Raw genomic sequence first — 18,328 nt, forward strand, 5'->3', positions numbered from 1 at the left:
CATCCGGCCACTATCATGATTTCTTGAGCGGCATCACTACCAACTGATGACGCGAATTATAGAACTTCCGGTAGGTTAAATAGCAGGCAATGATGGTAGACAGGCTGGCTGTCGACAACAGCATAAACGTTACCATAATTTGATATTTAATCGCTTTTACCGGATCGATCCCGGCAAAAATCAGCCCGGACATCATCCCCGGCAGGCTCACCAGCCCAACGGTCTTTGCCGAGTCGATCGTCGGGATAAGCGATGCGCGGATGCTATCGCGGATAAGCCCGGCGGAAGCCATTTTCGGCGTTGCGCCCAAACTTAATTTTTCCTGGATTTGCTGCTGCTCGCTATGAAAACGCAGCCCCAGTTGGTTGTAGCACAGCCCTACCGCCACCATCGCATTGCCGGCAACCATGCCAGCGATGGGAATCACCTGCATCGGCGCAAATTCAATCGAACCGGTAAGCACCAGTACCGTCAGCGTTAGTCCGGCGCCGACGGTGATGGCGATAAACGAGGAGAGAAATGCCTTATCGATATATTTACTGCGCTTTTGCGCGTTCCAGGCGGCGTTAAAACAGATGAACAGTACCATCAGCAGCGTCAGGGCGGCATGATTAACGCCAAAGATGTATTTCAGTACATAGCCGACAATAATGAGCTGTATCACCGCCCGGCATACGCTCCACAGAATATCTTTTTCCAGCGCCAGCTTTTCCTTGTGACTGATGAGCATCGCGACCACCACCAGCAGCATCGATAACGCCAGCGAGGTATTGGTAATATTATGCTCGTTCATAACGCGCCTCCTGCATCTCTCCGGCAGATGGCGTTAACGTTATCACCTTATCCGCGTGTTGAATTTCATCTTTATCATGCGTTACCCACAAGACAGCGACCTGCTTATCGCGAACATAGCGATGAATAATATCATTTACATTCCGTTTGTTATGTTCATCCAGCGCGCTGGTTATTTCGTCGAGTAACAGTATTTTCGGCAGAAACTGTAGATTACGAATTAGAGCAATACGCTGTTTTTCCCCGCCGGAAAGCGCGGCAATCGGTTTTTGCAGAATCGTCTCCGGCAGTTCAAAACGCGCCAGATCGTCTGCGAAGGCTGTCGGCTGCGGGCGCTGATGGCGAATTTGCCAGGGAAAAATCAGGTTATCGTAAACCGTATCGCCAAATAGCGCTGGCGTCTGAGCGCAATAAGAAACCTGCTGGCGATAGGCTTCCGGACTCAGAGTAGTAATATCCCGCCCCTCAAAAAGAATCACGCCGATATCAGGGCTTATTAACGAGGCCACCATTTTCAACAACGTACTTTTTCCGCAGCCAGAAGGACCGGTAATTAACTTAAATTCGCCGCGTTGCAGCGTAAAACTGATGTTATTCACTATTTTTGTCGTCGCAGTCCGGTAACCGACCTGCTTTAACTCAAGCAACATGCTACGTTCTGTCATTTATTGCGCATCCGTTGTTCATATTTTTATAGCGATAGTGTATCCCTGTAATTAATAAGGGGGGAACATGCTTTACTGAATCAGGTATAATTCGCTTAATTCGTCAGCAAAATCGGTTTATGGACAACGCAACAGGAGGTTTAGCTATGCTCATTCTTATCCCTATTCTCATTTTCGTCGCGCTGGTGATCGTCGGCGCGGGCGTCAAAATCGTTCCGCAGGGATACCAGTGGACGGTGGAGCGCTTTGGACGTTACACCAAAACCCTGCAGCCGGGATTAAGCCTTGTTGTACCGTTTATGGACAGAATTGGCCGCAAGATCAATATGATGGAGCAAGTGCTGGATATTCCGTCGCAGGAGGTGATCTCAAAAGATAACGCCAACGTCACTATCGATGCGGTCTGTTTTATTCAGGTTATTGATGCGCCGCGCGCCGCTTATGAAGTCAGTAACCTGGAACTGGCGATCATTAACCTGACCATGACCAATATCCGTACGGTGCTCGGTTCGATGGAGCTGGATGAAATGCTCTCCCAGCGCGACAGCATCAACACGCGGCTGCTGCATATTGTCGATGAAGCCACCAATCCGTGGGGAATTAAAGTTACCCGTATCGAAATTCGCGATGTCCGCCCGCCCGCGGAATTGATCTCCTCTATGAACGCCCAGATGAAAGCGGAACGTACCAAACGCGCCTATATCCTTGAGGCCGAAGGGGTACGTCAGGCGGAAATCCTGAAAGCCGAGGGGGAAAAACAGTCGCAGATTCTGAAAGCCGAAGGCGAACGTCAGTCCGCTTTCCTGCAGGCGGAAGCGCGCGAACGTTCCGCCGAAGCGGAAGCCCGCGCTACGCAGATGGTGTCTGAAGCCATCGCCGCCGGGGATATTCAGGCGATAAACTACTTCGTGGCGCAGAAATACACCGAAGCGTTACAGCAAATCGGCTCGGCGAATAACAGCAAAGTGGTCATGATGCCGCTGGATGCCAGCAGTCTGATGGGCGCTATCGCCGGGATCAGCGAGCTGGTTAAGGACAGCGCCAGCGAACGGAAAAAAGCATGATAGCGATGATTCTGGTACATCCGCATATCTTCTGGCTTAGCCTCGGCGGCCTGTTGTTGGCTGCGGAAATGCTCGGCGGTAACGGCTATTTGCTGTGGAGCGGCGTGGCGGCAGTGATTACCGGCTTAACCGTCTGGCTCTTACCGCTCGGCTGGGAATGGCAGGGCGTGCTGTTTGCGGCCTTAACGTTACTGGCGGCCTGGCTTTGGTGGCGCTGGCTGGCGCGTCGCGTGCGGGAACAAAAGCCGACCGACAGCCGCCTTAACCAACGCGGACAACAACTGGTAGGCCGCCGGTTTATGCTTGATGCCGCGTTAGTGAACGGACGGGGTCATATGCGAGTCGGCGACAGCTCGTGGCCGGTATGCGCTGACGAAGACCTGCGCGCAGGTACGCATGTCGAAGTGATCGCCGTGGAAGGCATCACCTTACGCATTCGTGCCGTTTAATCAACGTGGCTTTTGCGCCTTGTGATGACAGCAGCCGGAAAGATTATCAATAATCGGGCAGTCGGCGCTGTCATCGCCGGGACAACTCTCCGCCAACGCCAGCAGTTGATCGCGCATTGATTGCAGCTCGCTGATATGGCGCTCGATCTCCGCGACCTTTTCCAGCGTCCGCTTTTTCACATCTGCGCTATGGCGTCGCGGATCGTTAAACAGATTGACCAGTTCGCCACACTCTTCCAGATTAAACCCCACCTGCCTCGCCTGTCGCAGCAACGTCAGCTCGTTTAAATGCTTCTGCGTGTAGGTGCGATAACCATTTTCGCTACGTAATGGCGGCGTCACCAGCCCTTTCTCTTCATAAAACCGAATGGCTTTGCTGGTTAAACCGGTTTTTTTCGCCACATCGCTAATATTCATATTTCCCCCTTGACCTTAACCTTGCTGGAAGGTTTAACCTTTATCACAGTGAGTCACTACGATTACTAAGGTCAATGAATTGATGACCAATCATAAAGGAGTTTTTACTATGTCTCAAACTATCGACCTGACCCTGGACGGTTTGTCCTGCGGTCATTGCGTTAAACGCGTGAAAGAAAGTCTTGAACAACGTCCGGATGTTGAGCTGGCGGACGTTACCGTAACCGAAGCGCACGTTACCGGTACCGCCAGTGCGGACTCGTTAATTGAAACCATCAAACAGGCCGGGTATGGCGCGACGTTAAGCCACCCAAAGGCTAAACCGCTGACGGAGTCATCAATCCCGTCGGAAGCACTGGCAGCGGTTCCTCATGAGCTTCCGGTAGCGACGGCCGATGAAGAAAGCCAACAGTTGCTGTTAAGCGGCATGAGCTGCGCCAGTTGTGTCACCCGCGTACAACATGCGCTACAAAGCGTACCGGGCGTCACGCAGGCACGGGTAAACCTGGCGGAACGCACTGCGCTGGTGATGGGCAGCGCGTCCGCCGCTGATTTAGTGCAGGCGGTGGAAAAAGCCGGCTACGGCGCAGAGGCGATTGAAGATGACATCAAACGCCGCGAGCGCCAGCAGGAAACCGCCATCGCCACCATGAAACGTTTTCGCTGGCAGGCAATCGTCGCCCTGGCGGTCGGTATACCGGTCATGGTCTGGGGGATGATCGGCGATAACATGATGGTGACCGGCGACAACCGCAGCCTGTGGCTGGCTATTGGCCTGATCACGCTTGCGGTGATGGTCTTTGCGGGCGGTCACTTTTACCGTAACGCGTGGAAAAGCCTGCTGAACGGCACGGCGACGATGGATACGCTGGTGGCGCTCGGCACCGGGGTCGCCTGGCTCTACTCCATGAGCGTCAACCTGTGGCCGCAGTGGTTCCCGATGGAAGCGCGGCACCTCTATTACGAAGCCAGCGCGATGATTATCGGTCTGATTAATCTCGGACACATGCTGGAAGCGCGCGCCCGTCAGCGTTCCTCAAAAGCGCTGGAAAAATTACTCGATCTCACCCCGCCCACCGCACGCGTCGTGTCAGAAGACGGCGAAAAAAGCGTCCCGTTGGCGGACGTTCAGCCAGGGATGCTACTGCGGCTAACTACCGGCGATCGCGTGCCGGTGGATGGCGAAATTACCCAGGGCGAAGCGTGGCTTGATGAAGCCATGCTGACCGGCGAACCTATTCCGCAGCAAAAAGGCGAAGGCGACAGCGTTCATGCCGGCACCGTCGTCCAGGACGGCAGCGTCCTGTTCCGCGCCAGCGCGGTGGGCAGTCATACCACGCTGTCACGCATTATTCGCATGGTACGCCAGGCGCAAAGCAGTAAACCGGAAATTGGCCAACTGGCCGATAAAATCTCCGCGGTATTCGTTCCCGTCGTCGTGGCCATTGCGCTGTTCAGCGCCGCTATCTGGTATTTCTTCGGGCCGGCGCCGCAAATTGTTTATACGCTGGTCATCGCCACCACCGTACTGATTATCGCCTGCCCTTGCGCATTAGGCCTGGCGACGCCAATGTCGATTATTTCCGGCGTAGGCCGCGCTGCCGAATTCGGCGTGCTGGTACGCGACGCCGATGCCCTGCAACGCGCCAGTACGTTGGATACCCTCGTTTTTGATAAAACCGGGACGCTGACGGAAGGCAAGCCGCAAGTGGTGGCGGTAAAAACCTTTAACGGCGTTGAGGAAGCTCAGGCATTACGTCTGGCAGCCGCGCTCGAACAAGGCTCCAGCCACCCGCTGGCCCATGCGATTCTGGAAAAAGCCGGCGACGATAAACTGCCGCAGGTGAACGGTTTCAGAACGCTGCGCGGACTGGGCGTCAGCGGTGAAGCGGAAGGTCATCAACTGCTTCTGGGGAACCAGGCGTTGCTGAACGAACAGCACGTCGCCACGGATGATATGACGGCGGAAATCACCGCGCAGGCCTCGCAAGGCTCTACTCCGGTCCTGCTGGCGATTGACGGTAAAGCGGCGGCGTTACTGGCGGTACGCGATCCATTGCGCAGCGATAGTATTGCCGCGCTTGAACGCCTGCACAACGCCGGATACCGTCTGGTAATGCTCACCGGGGATAACCCAACGACGGCTAACGCGATTGCCAAAGAAGCGGGCATTGATGAAGTCATTGCGGGCGTTCTGCCGGATGGCAAAGCTGATGCGATTAAACGTCTGCAAAGCCAGGGGCGTCAGGTCGCGATGGTCGGCGATGGTATCAACGATGCGCCCGCGCTGGCGCAGGCGGACGTCGGTATCGCGATGGGCGGCGGCAGTGATGTGGCGATTGAAACCGCGGCGATTACGCTGATGCGCCATAGTCTGATGGGCGTGGCGGATGCGCTGGCCATTTCGCGCGCGACGTTGCGCAATATGAAGCAAAACCTGCTTGGCGCATTTATCTACAACAGCATTGGTATCCCGGTGGCCGCCGGTATTCTGTGGCCGTTTACCGGTACCTTGTTAAACCCGGTAGTAGCGGGCGCGGCAATGGCGCTGTCTTCCATTACCGTCGTCAGCAATGCCAACCGGCTATTGCGCTTTAAACCGAAAGCGTAAAAAGTCTATACCCAAAATAATTCGAGTTGCTTAAAGGCGGCAAGGGAGTGAGTCCCCAGGAGCATAGATAACTATGTGACTGGGGTGAGCGACAAATCTGCTGGGAGCAGATTTGAACGTCGCGTGCGACGGCCCGTCAGGGTGAGGCCCATGGATGGGCCGAGTAATCCGTAGCCAACACATAAGCAACTTGAAGTATGAAGGGTATATATCAGGCAGCATTAGCTGCCTGATATATTATTAAGCCATCAGTAATTTACCGTATCAATATATAAAAATTTAACCGCACATCCTATAGAAAAATAAAAAACAACATTTTATAATATTTTTTTGAATCATAAGGATGTGTTATTTATGTTTAGAAAAGCAGTTGCGCTTCTTTTCCTGCTTTCTCCCGCAGTTAGTTATGCAGGATTATTTGATTCCAGTCCAGAGTTAAAATGCGGCAACGATAATGCAGTCACGGCGGCAAAAGAGTGGATTTACAATGAAGCATTAGGTCGTTTACAGCAAAGCTATATTAAAGCGCCCTCCACGCTTTTCTTCGATATCCCCCAGACTCAGTACGAGCAGCAACTCCGGGCTATTCCTATTCAATTCAGTGATGTAATAACGCAGAACCCTCAACCAGAAAATGCCAACCTACGAACTTGCTCGGCTACCGTCACCATAGGTATTCCTCAGCCATTTTTTAAATTAATGAAAGACTTACCAGATACTCTATCCTATATTTCACAAGAAAACAGCCAGGTAATAAATAATACGATGACCTGGAAAGAGGTTAACTACAATATCCAGCTTGCTGACAACAACAAAGATATTGTCGTCACCCCTGTGAAAAAAATTTATAAATTGACGTGGTCTATTTATGTAATGGCAAGAATGACGGTATCTGGTGATAAACTCATAAAGAAAAAAAATAGCTCACTGATTGAAATCGCAGCAAAGAAATTTGAGAGTAGAGATCGCGAGCTTAATCAGGTCTGGAATTCACTACCCGCCTCTGCCCGAACGGCATTAAAACAAGAGCAGCGAGTCTGGGTGACAAAAAAAGAGCAGCAGTGCGGCAAACTTAGCGATGCAAAATCCGAGGCCATACCTGCTGAAAAGCGCATCAGTATTTATAAATGCCAGCTTGAAATGACCATCGCCAGAACGGCCTATCTCGACGGCAGCGAATAACCCGACCGATCGTTGACGTCCCGTCAGGGCGCATTGCGCCCTTTTCTCCAACGCGCTAGCATGAGCTTTTTCAAAGGGAGCGCGTATGGAGCTATTAAATCAACTTAAACGTTTATGGCGCGCGCTGCGTGGTACCCCAAATAGTTGGCCTGCTATCGATCTCTCCCTGCCCGGCGGTCGTCATCTGCATCTGGTTGGCAGTATTCATATGGGGACGCGCGATATGGCTCCTCTTCCAGCAAAGCTGGTGAAAAAGCTACGCCAGGCCGACGCGCTGGTCGTTGAAGCGGATATTTCCGGTAACGAAACGCCATTCAGCAATCTCCCCAAATGTCCGCCGTTGGTCGAACGTCTCAGCGCCGGGCAGCTAAGCGCACTGGAAAAACGGGTCAGCGAGTTGGGTATGCCGCTGATCCATTTTGATAATCAACCTTTATGGCAGATAGCTATGGTGCTACAGGCCACGCAGGCGCAACGGCTGGGATTGCGTCCGGACTATGGCATTGATTATCAGCTATTACAGGCTGCCCGCGAAATGTCGCTGCCGGTGCAAGAGCTGGAAGGGGCGAAACACCAGCTCGAACTACTCTGCGATCTGCCCGATGGCGGGATGGCGCTGCTCGACGACACGCTGACGCACTGGCACACCAACGCACGGCTTTTGCAGGTGATGATCGGCTGGTGGCTTGAACAGCCGCCGACCAGCGTCGGCGCTTCGCTCCCCAGAACGTTTAGCCAACCGCTGTATGATGTACTGATGGTAAAACGCAATGAAGCCTGGCGCGACGCGCTGCTGGCACTGCCGCCGGGACGCTACGTGGTAGCCGTAGGGGCGCTACATCTGTACGGCGAAGGCAACCTACCGCAAATATTGAAATAAAAAAATGGCCAATATCGCTATTGGCCCGTCAAAGAGGAATTTCATCGTTATTATTATCCCGACGCTTTCGCTTCGGATCTTCAGATTGTCGCTCAAAGTTGCCGCAACTGCCAAGACCTAATGCACAAGATTATACTATTTTTTAGTCCGCTTTCGGGCGTATGCTGATGGCAAATCACGTCTGTAGTAAGAAGGAACGTTATGACACCCGCAGTTAAGTTACTCGAAAAAAACAAGATTCCGTTTAACATTCACACCTACGATCACGATCCGAATGAAACTAACTTTGGCGATGAAGTGGTGCGTAAGCTCGGGCTAAACGCCGATCAGGTGTATAAAACGCTTTTGGTTGCCGTGAATGGTGATATGAAGCAACTGGCCGTCGCCGTGACGCCTGTAGCCGGACAGCTGGATTTGAAAAAAGTCGCCAAAGCTCTGGGCGCGAAAAAGGTCGATATGGCCGACCCGATGGTGGCGCAACGCACCACGGGATATCTGGTCGGCGGGATCAGTCCGCTGGGACAGAAGAAACGGCTGCCTACGCTGATTGACGCGCCTGCCCGCACGTTTGCCACTATTTATGTTTCCGGTGGTAAACGCGGGCTGGATATTGAACTGGCGGCTGACGATTTGGCCGCCATACTGGGTGCTAAATTCGCTGATATCGCGCGTCGGGATTAAGCCTGCGTAAAATACATTGCCGGATAGCGGCGCAAACGCCTTATCCGGCCTACAGCAGACATAATCCGTAGGCCTTAAGGCTGCGCGCCATCAGGCAGTGATGGCTATCCGTACCGCTACAACCAGCTCACCTCGCCTTTTGGCGTAAACGCCGCCGCATCCAGCGGTGAATTTTGCTGAATAAACTCTTTCAGCACTTCCGCATCAATAAACCCAGTATTCACGTATCCCGGTTTGTTATCGATGCGCGGATAACCATCGCCGCCCGTGGCGTTGAAACTCAGCGTCGCCATGCGATAGGTTTTAGCCGGATCAACAGGCTCGCCTTTGATTTTCAGATCGGTGAGCTTGCCCTCTTTGGCGACAAAGCTCACATTGGCGAACTGTGGATAGGCGCCGGAGTCCGGTTTCATCTGTGCTACGGCGGTGAGATAATCAACCACCTCTTTGCCGCTCATATCGGCATACACCACAATGTTGCCGAACGGCTGTACCTTGAGCACGCTTTTATAGGTAATATCTCCCGCCTCAATCGAGTCGCGAATACCGCCGCCGCTCATCACGCCAAAATCGGCGCCGGTGCGCGCGATCTGCGCAGCCAGAATCACCCGTCCCATATTGGTCTGGACAAATCTGACCTTACTGCGATCGCCTTCAAGAAGGCCATTCACGCTACCAATTTTCACCTCCAGTTGCGCTTTACCTTTATTCTGGAACGGCGTTAATAACGAGAGCATTTGCGGATTTTCGGCGATTTCCGGCGTGTAAAGTACACGCTCGCTTTTCCCGTTATCCCAGGTCACTTTTTTCTTGAGATTTACCGGAATAAGCTGGTAGTTAACCATTTTCATCTCGCCGTTACGGAATTCGAAATCCGCGCGGCCCACATATTTACCCCACTCATGCGCCTGCACGATCCAGATACCATTTTGCTTATCCGGCGCGCAGGGCGTTCCCGGTACGTAATTCACCTGTTTTTTATTTTCCGACGCCATGCATACCGGGTCTTGTGAGTGACCGCCCACAATCATCGCCAACGAACCGGCAGGCAGGCTACGCGCCATCTCAACGTCGCCCGGCGCGTTCGAACCGTGATCGCCGTTGTCATAATGTCCCATATGCGTGGTCGCGATAATCACGTCCGGTTTTTCATTCATATTAAGTTCCTGAATCACCACCTTTGCTTCTTCAGCAGGTTTACGAAACTCAATATCGGTGAAATATTCCGGGTTGCCTATTTTCGCCGTGTCATCGGTGGTTAAGCCGATTACCGCGATTTTTATATCCTGGCGTGTAAAAATAGCCCACGGCTTAAACAGACGCTCGCCGGTACTTTTTTGATAAATATTGGCGGAAAGAAAGGGAAACTTCGCCCACTTTTCCTGCTGGCGCAATACGGTGAGCGGATTATCAAATTCATGATTACCGACGGCCATAGCGTCGTAGCCAATCAGATTCATCCCGCGGAAATCGGGCTCCGCATCCTGGAGATCGGATTCCGGCACTCCGGTATTAATGTCGCCGCCGGATAACAACAGGACGCTTCCCCCCTCTTGCGCCACCTCTTTACGGATACTGTCCACCAACGTTTTTTGCGCCGCCAGACCATATTCGCCATATTCGCTGCGCCAGAAGTGACCGTGGTGATCGTTGGTATGCAGGATAGTAATTTTATAGGTTTTATCTTTTTCGTAAGCCTGTGCAGGCTGAGTCGTCAGCGCGAACGCCGCCAGTAACGCCAGCGCCACACCCCGTTTCAAAAATTTCATCTTTCTCTCCCTGACTCAATATCAACCGCAGAAATTACCTTTCCTTGCAATAATAGACAAATATGTTTTCAGAATTGAGACTTCCTTCAAACACATTTCACAGGTATGTTAGGCAAGTAATAATTACACATCCTACTATCTCCAACATCGCATAAAATTTAAGTGACTTTCTATGGCCATGAGTGAACCAACCCAGCCGTTAGCCGGCGCGCCCGCAGCGGCCGCTAAAGCACGTACTTCGTTTGGTATTTTGGGCGCGATCAGTCTTTCCCATCTGCTGAACGATATGATTCAGTCGCTAATCTTAGCCATTTATCCCCTGTTGCAGGCGGAGTTCTCACTGACTTTCGTCCAGATAGGTTTGATTACCTTGACGTTCCAGCTCGCCTCATCGCTACTGCAACCGGTCGTCGGCTACTGGACGGATAAATATCCCATGCCGTGGTCGCTGCCTGTCGGCATGTGTTTTACCCTGAGCGGGCTGGTACTGCTGGCAATGGCGGGAAGTTTTGGCGGCGTATTGCTCGCTGCGGCGCTGGTGGGTACCGGCTCGTCCGTTTTTCACCCGGAATCGTCCCGCGTGGCGCGCATGGCCTCCGGCGGACGTCATGGTCTGGCGCAGTCTATCTTCCAGGTCGGCGGTAACTTCGGCAGTTCGTTGGGCCCGCTGCTGGCCGCCGTGATTATCGCGCCCTATGGCAAAGGGAATGTCGCCTGGTTTGTGCTGGCCGCGCTGCTGGCGATCGTGGTGCTGGCGCAGATCAGCCGCTGGTATGCAGCCCAGCACCGGATAGCGAAAGGCAAGCCAAAAGCGATAATCGCTAACCCGCTGCCGCGCAATAAAGTCGTGCTGGCGGTCAGCGTATTATTGCTACTCATTTTCTCGAAATATTTCTATATGGCGAGCATCAGTAGCTATTACACCTTTTATCTGATGCAAAAATTCGGATTATCAATACAAAACGCGCAGCTCCATCTGTTTGCCTTCCTGTTTGCGGTGGCTGCAGGGACGGTAATCGGCGGGCCGGTGGGCGATAAAATCGGCAGGAAATATGTGATTTGGGGCTCTATTCTCGGCGTCGCGCCGTTTACCCTTGTTTTACCCTACGCCACACTGTACTGGACGGGGATTTTAACGGTGATTATCGGCTTTATTCTCGCGTCGGCGTTTTCCGCCATTCTGGTGTATGCCCAGGAGCTGCTGCCAGGACGCATCGGTATGGTTTCCGGCCTGTTTTTCGGGTTTGCCTTCGGGATGGGAGGCTTGGGCGCAGCGGTGCTGGGGCTGATTGCCGACCATACCAGTATCTACTTAGTTTATAAAATCTGTGCTTTCCTGCCGCTTCTGGGGATACTGACCATATTCTTACCTGATAATCGACATAAAGCGTGATTTTATGGCGGTTAAAGGTACGCTTTAACCGCCTGTACATCCCGATGCCATCATGCTTTGCCCATCCCATACTTATCACTTTTCCGTTCCGTGCTCTTTTTACCGTCAGATTGTATTTTTTTATAAAACACAACCATTTTTTATAAACATCCTGATTGAAATTGTCATAAACTATTACCCGGAGTTTTGGAGTCCAGCAACCAAAGGAGACGGAATGCATCACGCTACCCCGCTTATCACCACCATTGTCGGCGGCCTTGTGCTCGCTTTTATTCTCGGCATGATTGCCAACAAATTGCGTATTTCTCCACTGGTGGGATATCTGTTAGCGGGCGTTCTGGCGGGACCTTTTACCCCGGGTTTTGTTGCGGATACCAAACTGGCGCCGGAGCTGGCGGAGCTCGGCGTGATTCTATTGATGTTCGGCGTCGGGCTGCATTTTTCGCTGAAGGATTTGATGGCGGTAAAGTCTATCGCCATTCCCGGCGCTGTCGCTCAGATAGCGGTGGCGACGCTGCTGGGTATGGCGCTTTCCGCCGTGCTGGGATGGTCATTAATGACCGGCATCGTTTTTGGGCTCTGTCTGTCTACCGCCAGTACCGTCGTCCTGCTGCGCGCGCTTGAGGAGCGACAACTCCTTGATAGCCAGCGCGGGCAAATCGCCATCGGCTGGCTGATTGTCGAAGATCTGGTGATGGTGCTGACGCTGGTCTTGCTGCCCGCCGTTGCCGGCATGGTGGAAAAAGGCGATGTCGGCATAGCCTCGCTGGCAGTCGATATGGGGATAACCATTGGTAAAGTGGTGGCGTTTATCGCCATCATGATGCTGGTCGGACGCCGCCTGGTGCCGTGGATTATGGCCCGCAGCGCCGCCACCGGCTCGCGCGAATTATTTACCCTTTCCGTACTGGCGCTGGCGTTAGGCATTGCGTTTGGCGCGGTAGAACTGTTTGACGTCTCTTTTGCGCTGGGCGCGTTCTTCGCTGGAATGGTACTTAATGAGTCGGAACTGAGTCACCGGGCGGCGCACGATACGTTGCCGCTGCGCGACGCCTTTGCCGTCCTGTTTTTTGTTTCCGTCGGCATGTTGTTCGATCCGTTAGTCTTGATTCAACAGCCGCTGGCGGTGTTGGCGACGCTTGCCATTATCGTCTTTGGTAAATCGATCGCTGCGTTTTTCCTGGTGCGTATGTTCGGCCACTCGCCGCGAACCGCGCTGACCATTGCCGCCAGCCTGGCGCAAATCGGCGAGTTCGCCTTTATTCTCGCCGGACTCGGCATGGCGCTCAACCTGCTGCCGCAAGCGGGACAGAACCTGGTGCTGGCAGGCGCTATTTTGTCGATTATGCTTAATCCCGTACTGTTTACCCTGCTGGAGAAGTATCTGGCGAAAACCGAAACGCTGGAAGAGCAAACTCTGGAAGAGGCTATCGAAGAAGAGAAGCAAATTCCTGTGGATATCTGTAATCATGCCCTGCTGGTGGGTTTTGGCCGCGTAGGCAGTCTGCTGGGAGAAAAATTACTGGCGGCGGGGATTCCGCTGGTGGTTATCGAAACGTCCCGTACCCGCGTGGATGAGCTGCGCGAACGCGGGATTCGCGCCGTGCTGGGCAACGCCGCTAACGAAGAAATCATGAATCTGGCGCATCTGGACTGCGCCCGCTGGCTGTTATTGACCATCCCCAACGGTTACGAAGCCGGTGAGATTGTCGCCTCAGCGCGGGAAAAAAGTCCTGATATCGAGATAATCGCCCGCGCGCACTATGATGATGAAGTGAAATATATTACCGAGCGGGGAGCCAATCAGGTAGTGATGGGCGAGCGAGAAATTGCCCGGGCGATGTTGGAACTGCTTGAAACGCCGCCCGCAGGTGAAGTCGTCGCCAGTTAAGGGTTTTCCGGACGGCCCGATGCGCGCAGCGCCATCGGGCAAGCCAGATTAGCGATCCCAGTACGACTCTTCCAGGCTGTCCTCACGCTCCGGCAGCCCGCGTGTCAGACGCGGAGAATGCTGGTTCAGTACCTGATAACTGACACGGTTAGCATATTTACACACCTGCGCCAGCGACGAATAGGTCAGCCAGGTGAATTTGTGCTTACTGGAGTTCGGTACGTTGCTACGATGGTAACTGTTCGCCGTAATATCGTGCAGCAGCGCCGCCAGCGCGCCATCGCCCGCGCCGTTGGTGTTCATGATTTTTTCCGGCCCGCCCATATACGGCGCAATATGCGAATAAACGCGCAGCGGATTAATACAATCTTTATGGCGCATTGCCCGGCTAAATTCATACTGGTTAAATTCAGCAATAGCCCCCGGCAGCAGCGGATGCTGGGTTTTACGTTTTGCTTCCTCTTCGGTGAAGCCTGCCATATATAACCCTATCGGCCCGGCGGTGCATAACACCAGATCGACCCAGTCCAGCGCCTTATCCGCCGCCAGCAGCGGGTCGTTTTCGCCGGTCAGCGCTTCCGCTTCTTCTTCATTCATTGCCAGAATCGAGACATTCTCTTTGAGAAACGCCTGCCACCACTGCGGATTATCGGCGATCACAAATTTGGTGCCCAGCGTCATGACAACCGGCACGTTATGCTTTTTCGCGTATTCGATCGCTTTCATCGTCGCGTCAGGCATCGGTTCGCCAGGCTTACAGCGCACCAGATATGAGGTCAACACCAGCGCAGAAGCGCCAGCGATCACCGCTTCCGGAATACTTTCCGCCCGTAGCTGATTCATATGGCCGGGGCTGATAGCGAAGGTACGCTCGCCGGATTCGCCAATCAGCGTGAAACAGCGGCCAATCGGGCCATCTACCGCTTGCAGATAATTCAGGTCGGTACGGCTGGAAGTATTACACAGGTAGCGATAAGCGTAGCTGCCAATCTCAATGTTGCTGCACATCACGCCCAGTAACACCGAACGGTCATCCGCCAGTACCGAGTAATTGTGCATCGTATTGCCTATGGTGCCGCCAGCAAACTGATGGGTGATCAGATTTTCCCGCGTCAGTTCCTGATACAGCTTCTCCGCCACCTCGTCTTCTATCACCAGAGAATGCCCGGCGCTTAATCCATAGCGTGTAATAAAATCGTCATCCACTTTCGCCTCAATATCCACCAACGTCTGGTCGATACCGACGACCCAGGAGGCGTTGGTTTCCTGTTCTGGCTGAATTTGTTGCAACAACGGGTCACGCGCATTGACGGGAAAATAGTGTTTGGATTTACGTTTACCGGGAAATTTCATGATTGTGCTTACGGATGAATAACGGAGCGCTGCATGGTAGCACATTCCCCCCGCTGCGCGCGACGGACGATGGCGTTTCAATATCGGACGACGAGATCGCAGTTTCTCCAGCCGCGTTTTTTACAATGGTTCACTTTCACAAGGAGCGTTTTATGAAGCCGGAAAATAAAATTCCCGTACTCACCCGACTGTCTGACGAAATGACAGCCGTCGTAAACTTCCAGCAACCAGGCCTTCCCCCCTGGCCTGCCGATGGCGATATTGAGACCCAGCGTCAGTATTATCTTCTTGAGCGCCGTTTCTGGAATGCCGACGCGCCGTCCATGACCACCCGCACCTGCGCCGTCCCTACGCCTTATGGCGATGTAACAACCCGGCTCTACTCGCCGCAGCCGACCAGTCAGGCCACCTTATACTATCTGCACGGCGGCGGATTTATCCTCGGTAATCTGGATACGCATGACCGGATAATGCGTCTGCTGGCGCGTTATACCGGCTGCACCGTGATCGGTATTGATTATTCGCTGTCGCCGCAAGCGCGTTATCCGCAGGCCATTGAAGAAACCGTCGCGGTATGCAGCTACTTCTCTCAACATGCCGATGAATACTCGCTCAACGTGGAGAAAATCGGTTTCGCCGGAGATTCCGCAGGCGCCATGCTGGCGCTTGCCAGCGCGCTCTGGCTACGTGATAAGCACATTCGCTGCGGTAACGTTATCGCGATTCTGTTGTGGTATGGGCTGTATGGGTTGCAGGATTCGGTAAGCCGCCGTCTGTTCGGCGGCGCGTGGGACGGCCTGACGCGTGAAGATCTGGACATGTACGAAAAGGCCTATCTGCGTAACGATGAAGATCGGGAATCGCCCTGGTATTGTCTGTTTAATAACGATCTCACGCGCGATGTGCCGCCCTGCTTTATTGCCAGCGCGGAGTTTGATCCGCTCATTGATGACAGCCGCTTGCTGCACCAGACATTACAGGCGCACCAGCAGCCCTGCGAATACAAAATGTATCCCGGCACGCTGCACGCCTTTCTGCACTATTCGCGAATGATGACAATCGCCGACGATGCCTTGCAGGACGGCGCACGCTTCTTTATGGCGAGGATGAAGACGCCGCGTTAACGGTACGGCGCCGTGAGTTTCAGCATCATATCAATATGTTCCGGCGTCGCGTTCAGCGCCGGAATGTACGCATATTTTTTACCGCCCGCTTCAAGGAAAATCTCGCGGTTCTGTTCCGCTATCTCTTCCAGCGTCTCCAGACAATCCGCGGCAAATCCCGGACACATAACCTGAATATGGCCAGTCCCCTTTTCACCCAACATTTTTAGCGTTTCATCGGTGTACGGCGTCAGCCACGGTTCACGGCCAAAGCGCGACTGGAACGTCATCATTACCTTTTCCGGCGGCAGCCCCAATGCGGAAACCAGTTCGCGCGTGGTATCGCGACAGCGCTGCGGGTAGTCATCGCCTTCATCCGCATAACGTTGTGGAATGCCGTGATAAGAGAGCAGAAGCACATCCGGCTCGCCGTGTCTGGCGAACGACTCACGCGCGCTTTTCGCCAGCGCATCGATATAAGCGCCGTCATCCGCGTAATCGCGAATAAATGAGATACCGGGAATACGACGTTTACGCGCCAGTATCCGCCCCAGTTCGTCCCAGACTGCGCCCACCGTTGAGCAAGAGTATTGCGGGTACAACGGCAGCACGACGATATGGTCGACGTCGCTTGCTAACAGTTCATCGACAGCGCTTTCCAGCGAGGGCGAGCCGTAGCTCATCCCCAGCGCGACGGGCGTGTCTGGCAACCGCGCGGCCAGCACCTGTTGCTGTTCGCGGCTATATACCATGAGCGGCGAACCGCCATCCATCCAGATAGATTGATAGAGTTTCGCGACGCGCGGCGAACGCAGCGGTAAAATAACGCCACGCAGCAGCGGCCACCACAGCAGACGAGGAGTATCCACCACGCGTCTGTCGCTTAAAAATTGTTTCAGGTAGCGCTTTACCGCTTCAGGAGTTGGGGCATCTGGCGTGCCAAGGTTAGCCAGCAGGATACCGGTTTTCGTCTGACGCATTGCCGCCTCTTATCTATTCAAATTGTTGATAATTGTAGCGGAAAAGCGATAAAGAAGAACTAATTGCTGCGAGAGGTAAGACGAGAATTTGCCGAATGGCGCTAACGATGCCAGTAGGCCGGATAAGGCGTTCAGGCCGCCATCCGGCACCGATTGCCTGATGGCGCTACGCTTATCAGGCCTGCGGGATAATGGCAGGCCTGATAAGCGGTTCACTACGCGAAAAAATTAACCGAGGATTTTTTCCAGCGCTGCGCGCACGTCGGCAACGGCCTGCGTACCGTCAACTTTAGCGTATTTGGTGTTGCCCGCTTCCGCTTCTTTCTGGTAGTAGCCAATCAGCGGCGCGGTCATCTGATGATATTCCACCAGACGTTTGCGAACGGTCTCTTCCTGATCGTCTTTACGGGTGGTCAGATCTTCGCCGGTGACGTCATCTTTGCCTTCCACTTTCGGCGGATTAAACTTTACGTGGTAAACGCGGCCAGAGGCGGCGTGTACGCGACGGCCCACAATACGGTCAACGATCAGTTCGTCCGGTACGTCGAATTCCAGCACGTAATCCACGACAATACCCGCTTCTTTCATCGCGTCAGCCTGCGGGATCGTGCGCGGGAAACCGTCCAGCAGAAAACCGTTACGGCAGTCTTCCTGGGCGATACGCTCTTTAACCAGCGCAATCACCAGTTCATCGGTCACCAGTTTACCGGCGTCCATGATATCTTTCGCCTGTTTGCCCAACTCGGAGCCTGATTTCACTGCGGCGCGCAGCATATCGCCAGTGGAGATTTGCGGAATACCATATTTCTCCATGATGAACTGAGCCTGAGTTCCTTTACCCGCGCCCGGAGCGCCAAGCAGAATAATACGCATTACGAAAATCCCCTCAAAGGTTGTCGATATTTTTTAAAAAGCGCTAAACGATACCACCATCACGCATTTCGCTCAAGGAAGCCGCCTGATGCTGAAACGGTTAACGAAGAGAAATCGAGAAAAGAGAAGGTATTATAAAAAATGCCGGATGGCGCTGGCGCTTATCCGGCCTACAAACAGTACCCGCCCGTAGGCCGGATAAGACGCTTCGCGTCGCCATCCGGC

At 53.5% G+C, this 18,328-nt stretch carries 16 protein-coding genes; 9 read left to right on the top strand and 7 right to left on the bottom strand.

The window, feature by feature from the left end; genetic code table 11:
• Positions 1 to 13: 13 nt before the first annotated feature.
• Both fetB and fetA read right to left on the bottom strand, forming a co-directional pair.
• Positions 14 to 793: an iron efflux ABC transporter permease subunit FetB gene (gene fetB, locus ACLJZ5_RS06155; protein ID WP_001002130.1), complete on the bottom strand. Its 780-nt coding sequence runs from the start codon at positions 791 to 793 to the stop codon at positions 14 to 16.
• Entirely contained in the window at positions 780 to 1,457 is a 678-nt protein-coding gene (gene fetA / locus ACLJZ5_RS06160; protein ID WP_023137944.1) for an iron efflux ABC transporter ATP-binding subunit FetA, read from the bottom strand. Before fetA ends, fetB begins: the two co-directional genes overlap by 14 nt.
• A 146-nt stretch (positions 1,458 to 1,603) precedes the next feature.
• Between fetA and ACLJZ5_RS06165 the strand changes: the two genes are divergently transcribed.
• Together ACLJZ5_RS06165 and ACLJZ5_RS06170 are read left to right on the top strand one after the other, a co-directional pair.
• Positions 1,604 to 2,521 carry an SPFH domain-containing protein gene (locus tag ACLJZ5_RS06165; protein ID WP_000906146.1) on the top strand — a complete coding sequence of 306 codons (918 nt, stop codon included), beginning with the start codon at positions 1,604 to 1,606 and terminating at the stop codon, positions 2,519 to 2,521.
• The gene (locus ACLJZ5_RS06170; RefSeq protein WP_000561177.1) at positions 2,518 to 2,970 is read left to right on the top strand and encodes an NfeD family protein; all 453 of its coding nucleotides are present in this window, start codon (positions 2,518 to 2,520) and stop codon (positions 2,968 to 2,970) included. Before ACLJZ5_RS06165 ends, ACLJZ5_RS06170 begins: the two co-directional genes overlap by 4 nt.
• On the opposite strand, the gene cueR is transcribed toward ACLJZ5_RS06170, so the two are convergent.
• Positions 2,971 to 3,387 carry a Cu(I)-responsive transcriptional regulator gene (gene cueR / locus ACLJZ5_RS06175; protein WP_001026760.1) on the bottom strand — a complete coding sequence of 139 codons (417 nt, stop codon included), beginning with the start codon at positions 3,385 to 3,387 and terminating at the stop codon, positions 2,971 to 2,973.
• A gap of 109 nt (positions 3,388 to 3,496) precedes the next feature.
• On the opposite strand from cueR, the gene copA reads away from it, so the two are divergent.
• The 4 genes from copA (at position 3,497) to ybaK (ending at position 8,741) form a co-directional block, all read left to right on the top strand.
• Complete coding sequence (gene copA, locus ACLJZ5_RS06180) at positions 3,497 to 5,998, top strand: copper-exporting P-type ATPase CopA (RefSeq protein WP_024797958.1); 2,502 nt, start codon at positions 3,497 to 3,499, stop codon at positions 5,996 to 5,998.
• 354 nt (positions 5,999 to 6,352) lie between these two features.
• Positions 6,353 to 7,180 carry a lysozyme inhibitor LprI family protein gene (locus ACLJZ5_RS06185; RefSeq protein ID WP_024797957.1) on the top strand — a complete coding sequence of 276 codons (828 nt, stop codon included), beginning with the start codon at positions 6,353 to 6,355 and terminating at the stop codon, positions 7,178 to 7,180.
• A gap of 85 nt (positions 7,181 to 7,265) precedes the next feature.
• Positions 7,266 to 8,060, top strand: a complete 795-nt coding sequence (locus tag ACLJZ5_RS06190) for a TraB/GumN family protein (RefSeq protein ID WP_000421861.1) — start codon at positions 7,266 to 7,268, stop codon at positions 8,058 to 8,060.
• Positions 8,061 to 8,261: 201 nt separating this feature from the next.
• Positions 8,262 to 8,741 carry a Cys-tRNA(Pro)/Cys-tRNA(Cys) deacylase YbaK gene (gene ybaK, locus ACLJZ5_RS06195; protein ID WP_000186618.1) on the top strand — a complete coding sequence of 160 codons (480 nt, stop codon included), beginning with the start codon at positions 8,262 to 8,264 and terminating at the stop codon, positions 8,739 to 8,741.
• 116 nt (positions 8,742 to 8,857) lie between these two features.
• Here ybaK and ushA read toward each other — a convergent pair whose 3' ends face one another.
• Positions 8,858 to 10,510 carry a bifunctional UDP-sugar hydrolase/5'-nucleotidase UshA gene (gene ushA / locus ACLJZ5_RS06200; protein ID WP_000670398.1) on the bottom strand — a complete coding sequence of 551 codons (1,653 nt, stop codon included), beginning with the start codon at positions 10,508 to 10,510 and terminating at the stop codon, positions 8,858 to 8,860.
• A gap of 172 nt (positions 10,511 to 10,682) precedes the next feature.
• On the opposite strand from ushA, the gene ACLJZ5_RS06205 reads away from it, so the two are divergent.
• Both ACLJZ5_RS06205 and ybaL read left to right on the top strand, forming a co-directional pair.
• On the top strand, positions 10,683 to 11,903 hold the full coding sequence (locus ACLJZ5_RS06205) for an MFS transporter (RefSeq protein WP_001251593.1): 1,221 nt from the start codon (positions 10,683 to 10,685) through the stop codon (positions 11,901 to 11,903).
• Positions 11,904 to 12,117: 214 nt separating this feature from the next.
• Positions 12,118 to 13,794: a YbaL family putative K(+) efflux transporter gene (ybaL, locus tag ACLJZ5_RS06210; protein ID WP_000546202.1), complete on the top strand. Its 1,677-nt coding sequence runs from the start codon at positions 12,118 to 12,120 to the stop codon at positions 13,792 to 13,794.
• 48 nt (positions 13,795 to 13,842) lie between these two features.
• Here the strand turns inward: ybaL and gsk are convergent, their stop codons facing one another.
• Complete coding sequence (gsk, locus tag ACLJZ5_RS06215) at positions 13,843 to 15,147, bottom strand: inosine/guanosine kinase (RefSeq protein ID WP_000671592.1); 1,305 nt, start codon at positions 15,145 to 15,147, stop codon at positions 13,843 to 13,845.
• A gap of 152 nt (positions 15,148 to 15,299) precedes the next feature.
• Here gsk and aes point away from each other — a divergent pair, with 152 nt between their 5' ends.
• Positions 15,300 to 16,271, top strand: a complete 972-nt coding sequence (gene aes / locus ACLJZ5_RS06220; protein ID WP_000801786.1) for an acetyl esterase — start codon at positions 15,300 to 15,302, stop codon at positions 16,269 to 16,271.
• Here the strand turns inward: aes and hemH are convergent.
• A complete protein-coding gene (gene hemH, locus ACLJZ5_RS06225; RefSeq protein ID WP_020839523.1) occupies positions 16,268 to 17,230 on the bottom strand; it encodes a ferrochelatase in 963 nt (320 codons plus the stop codon). The genes aes and hemH overlap by 4 nt on opposite strands.
• Positions 17,231 to 17,458: 228 nt before the next feature.
• Complete coding sequence (gene adk, locus ACLJZ5_RS06230; protein ID WP_001220237.1) at positions 17,459 to 18,103, bottom strand: adenylate kinase; 645 nt, start codon at positions 18,101 to 18,103, stop codon at positions 17,459 to 17,461.
• Between the last annotated feature and the right edge of the window lie 225 nt (positions 18,104 to 18,328).

Source organism: Salmonella sp. 5800 (genome assembly GCF_046558195.1).
Lineage (GTDB): Bacteria > Pseudomonadota > Gammaproteobacteria > Enterobacterales > Enterobacteriaceae > Salmonella > Salmonella enterica.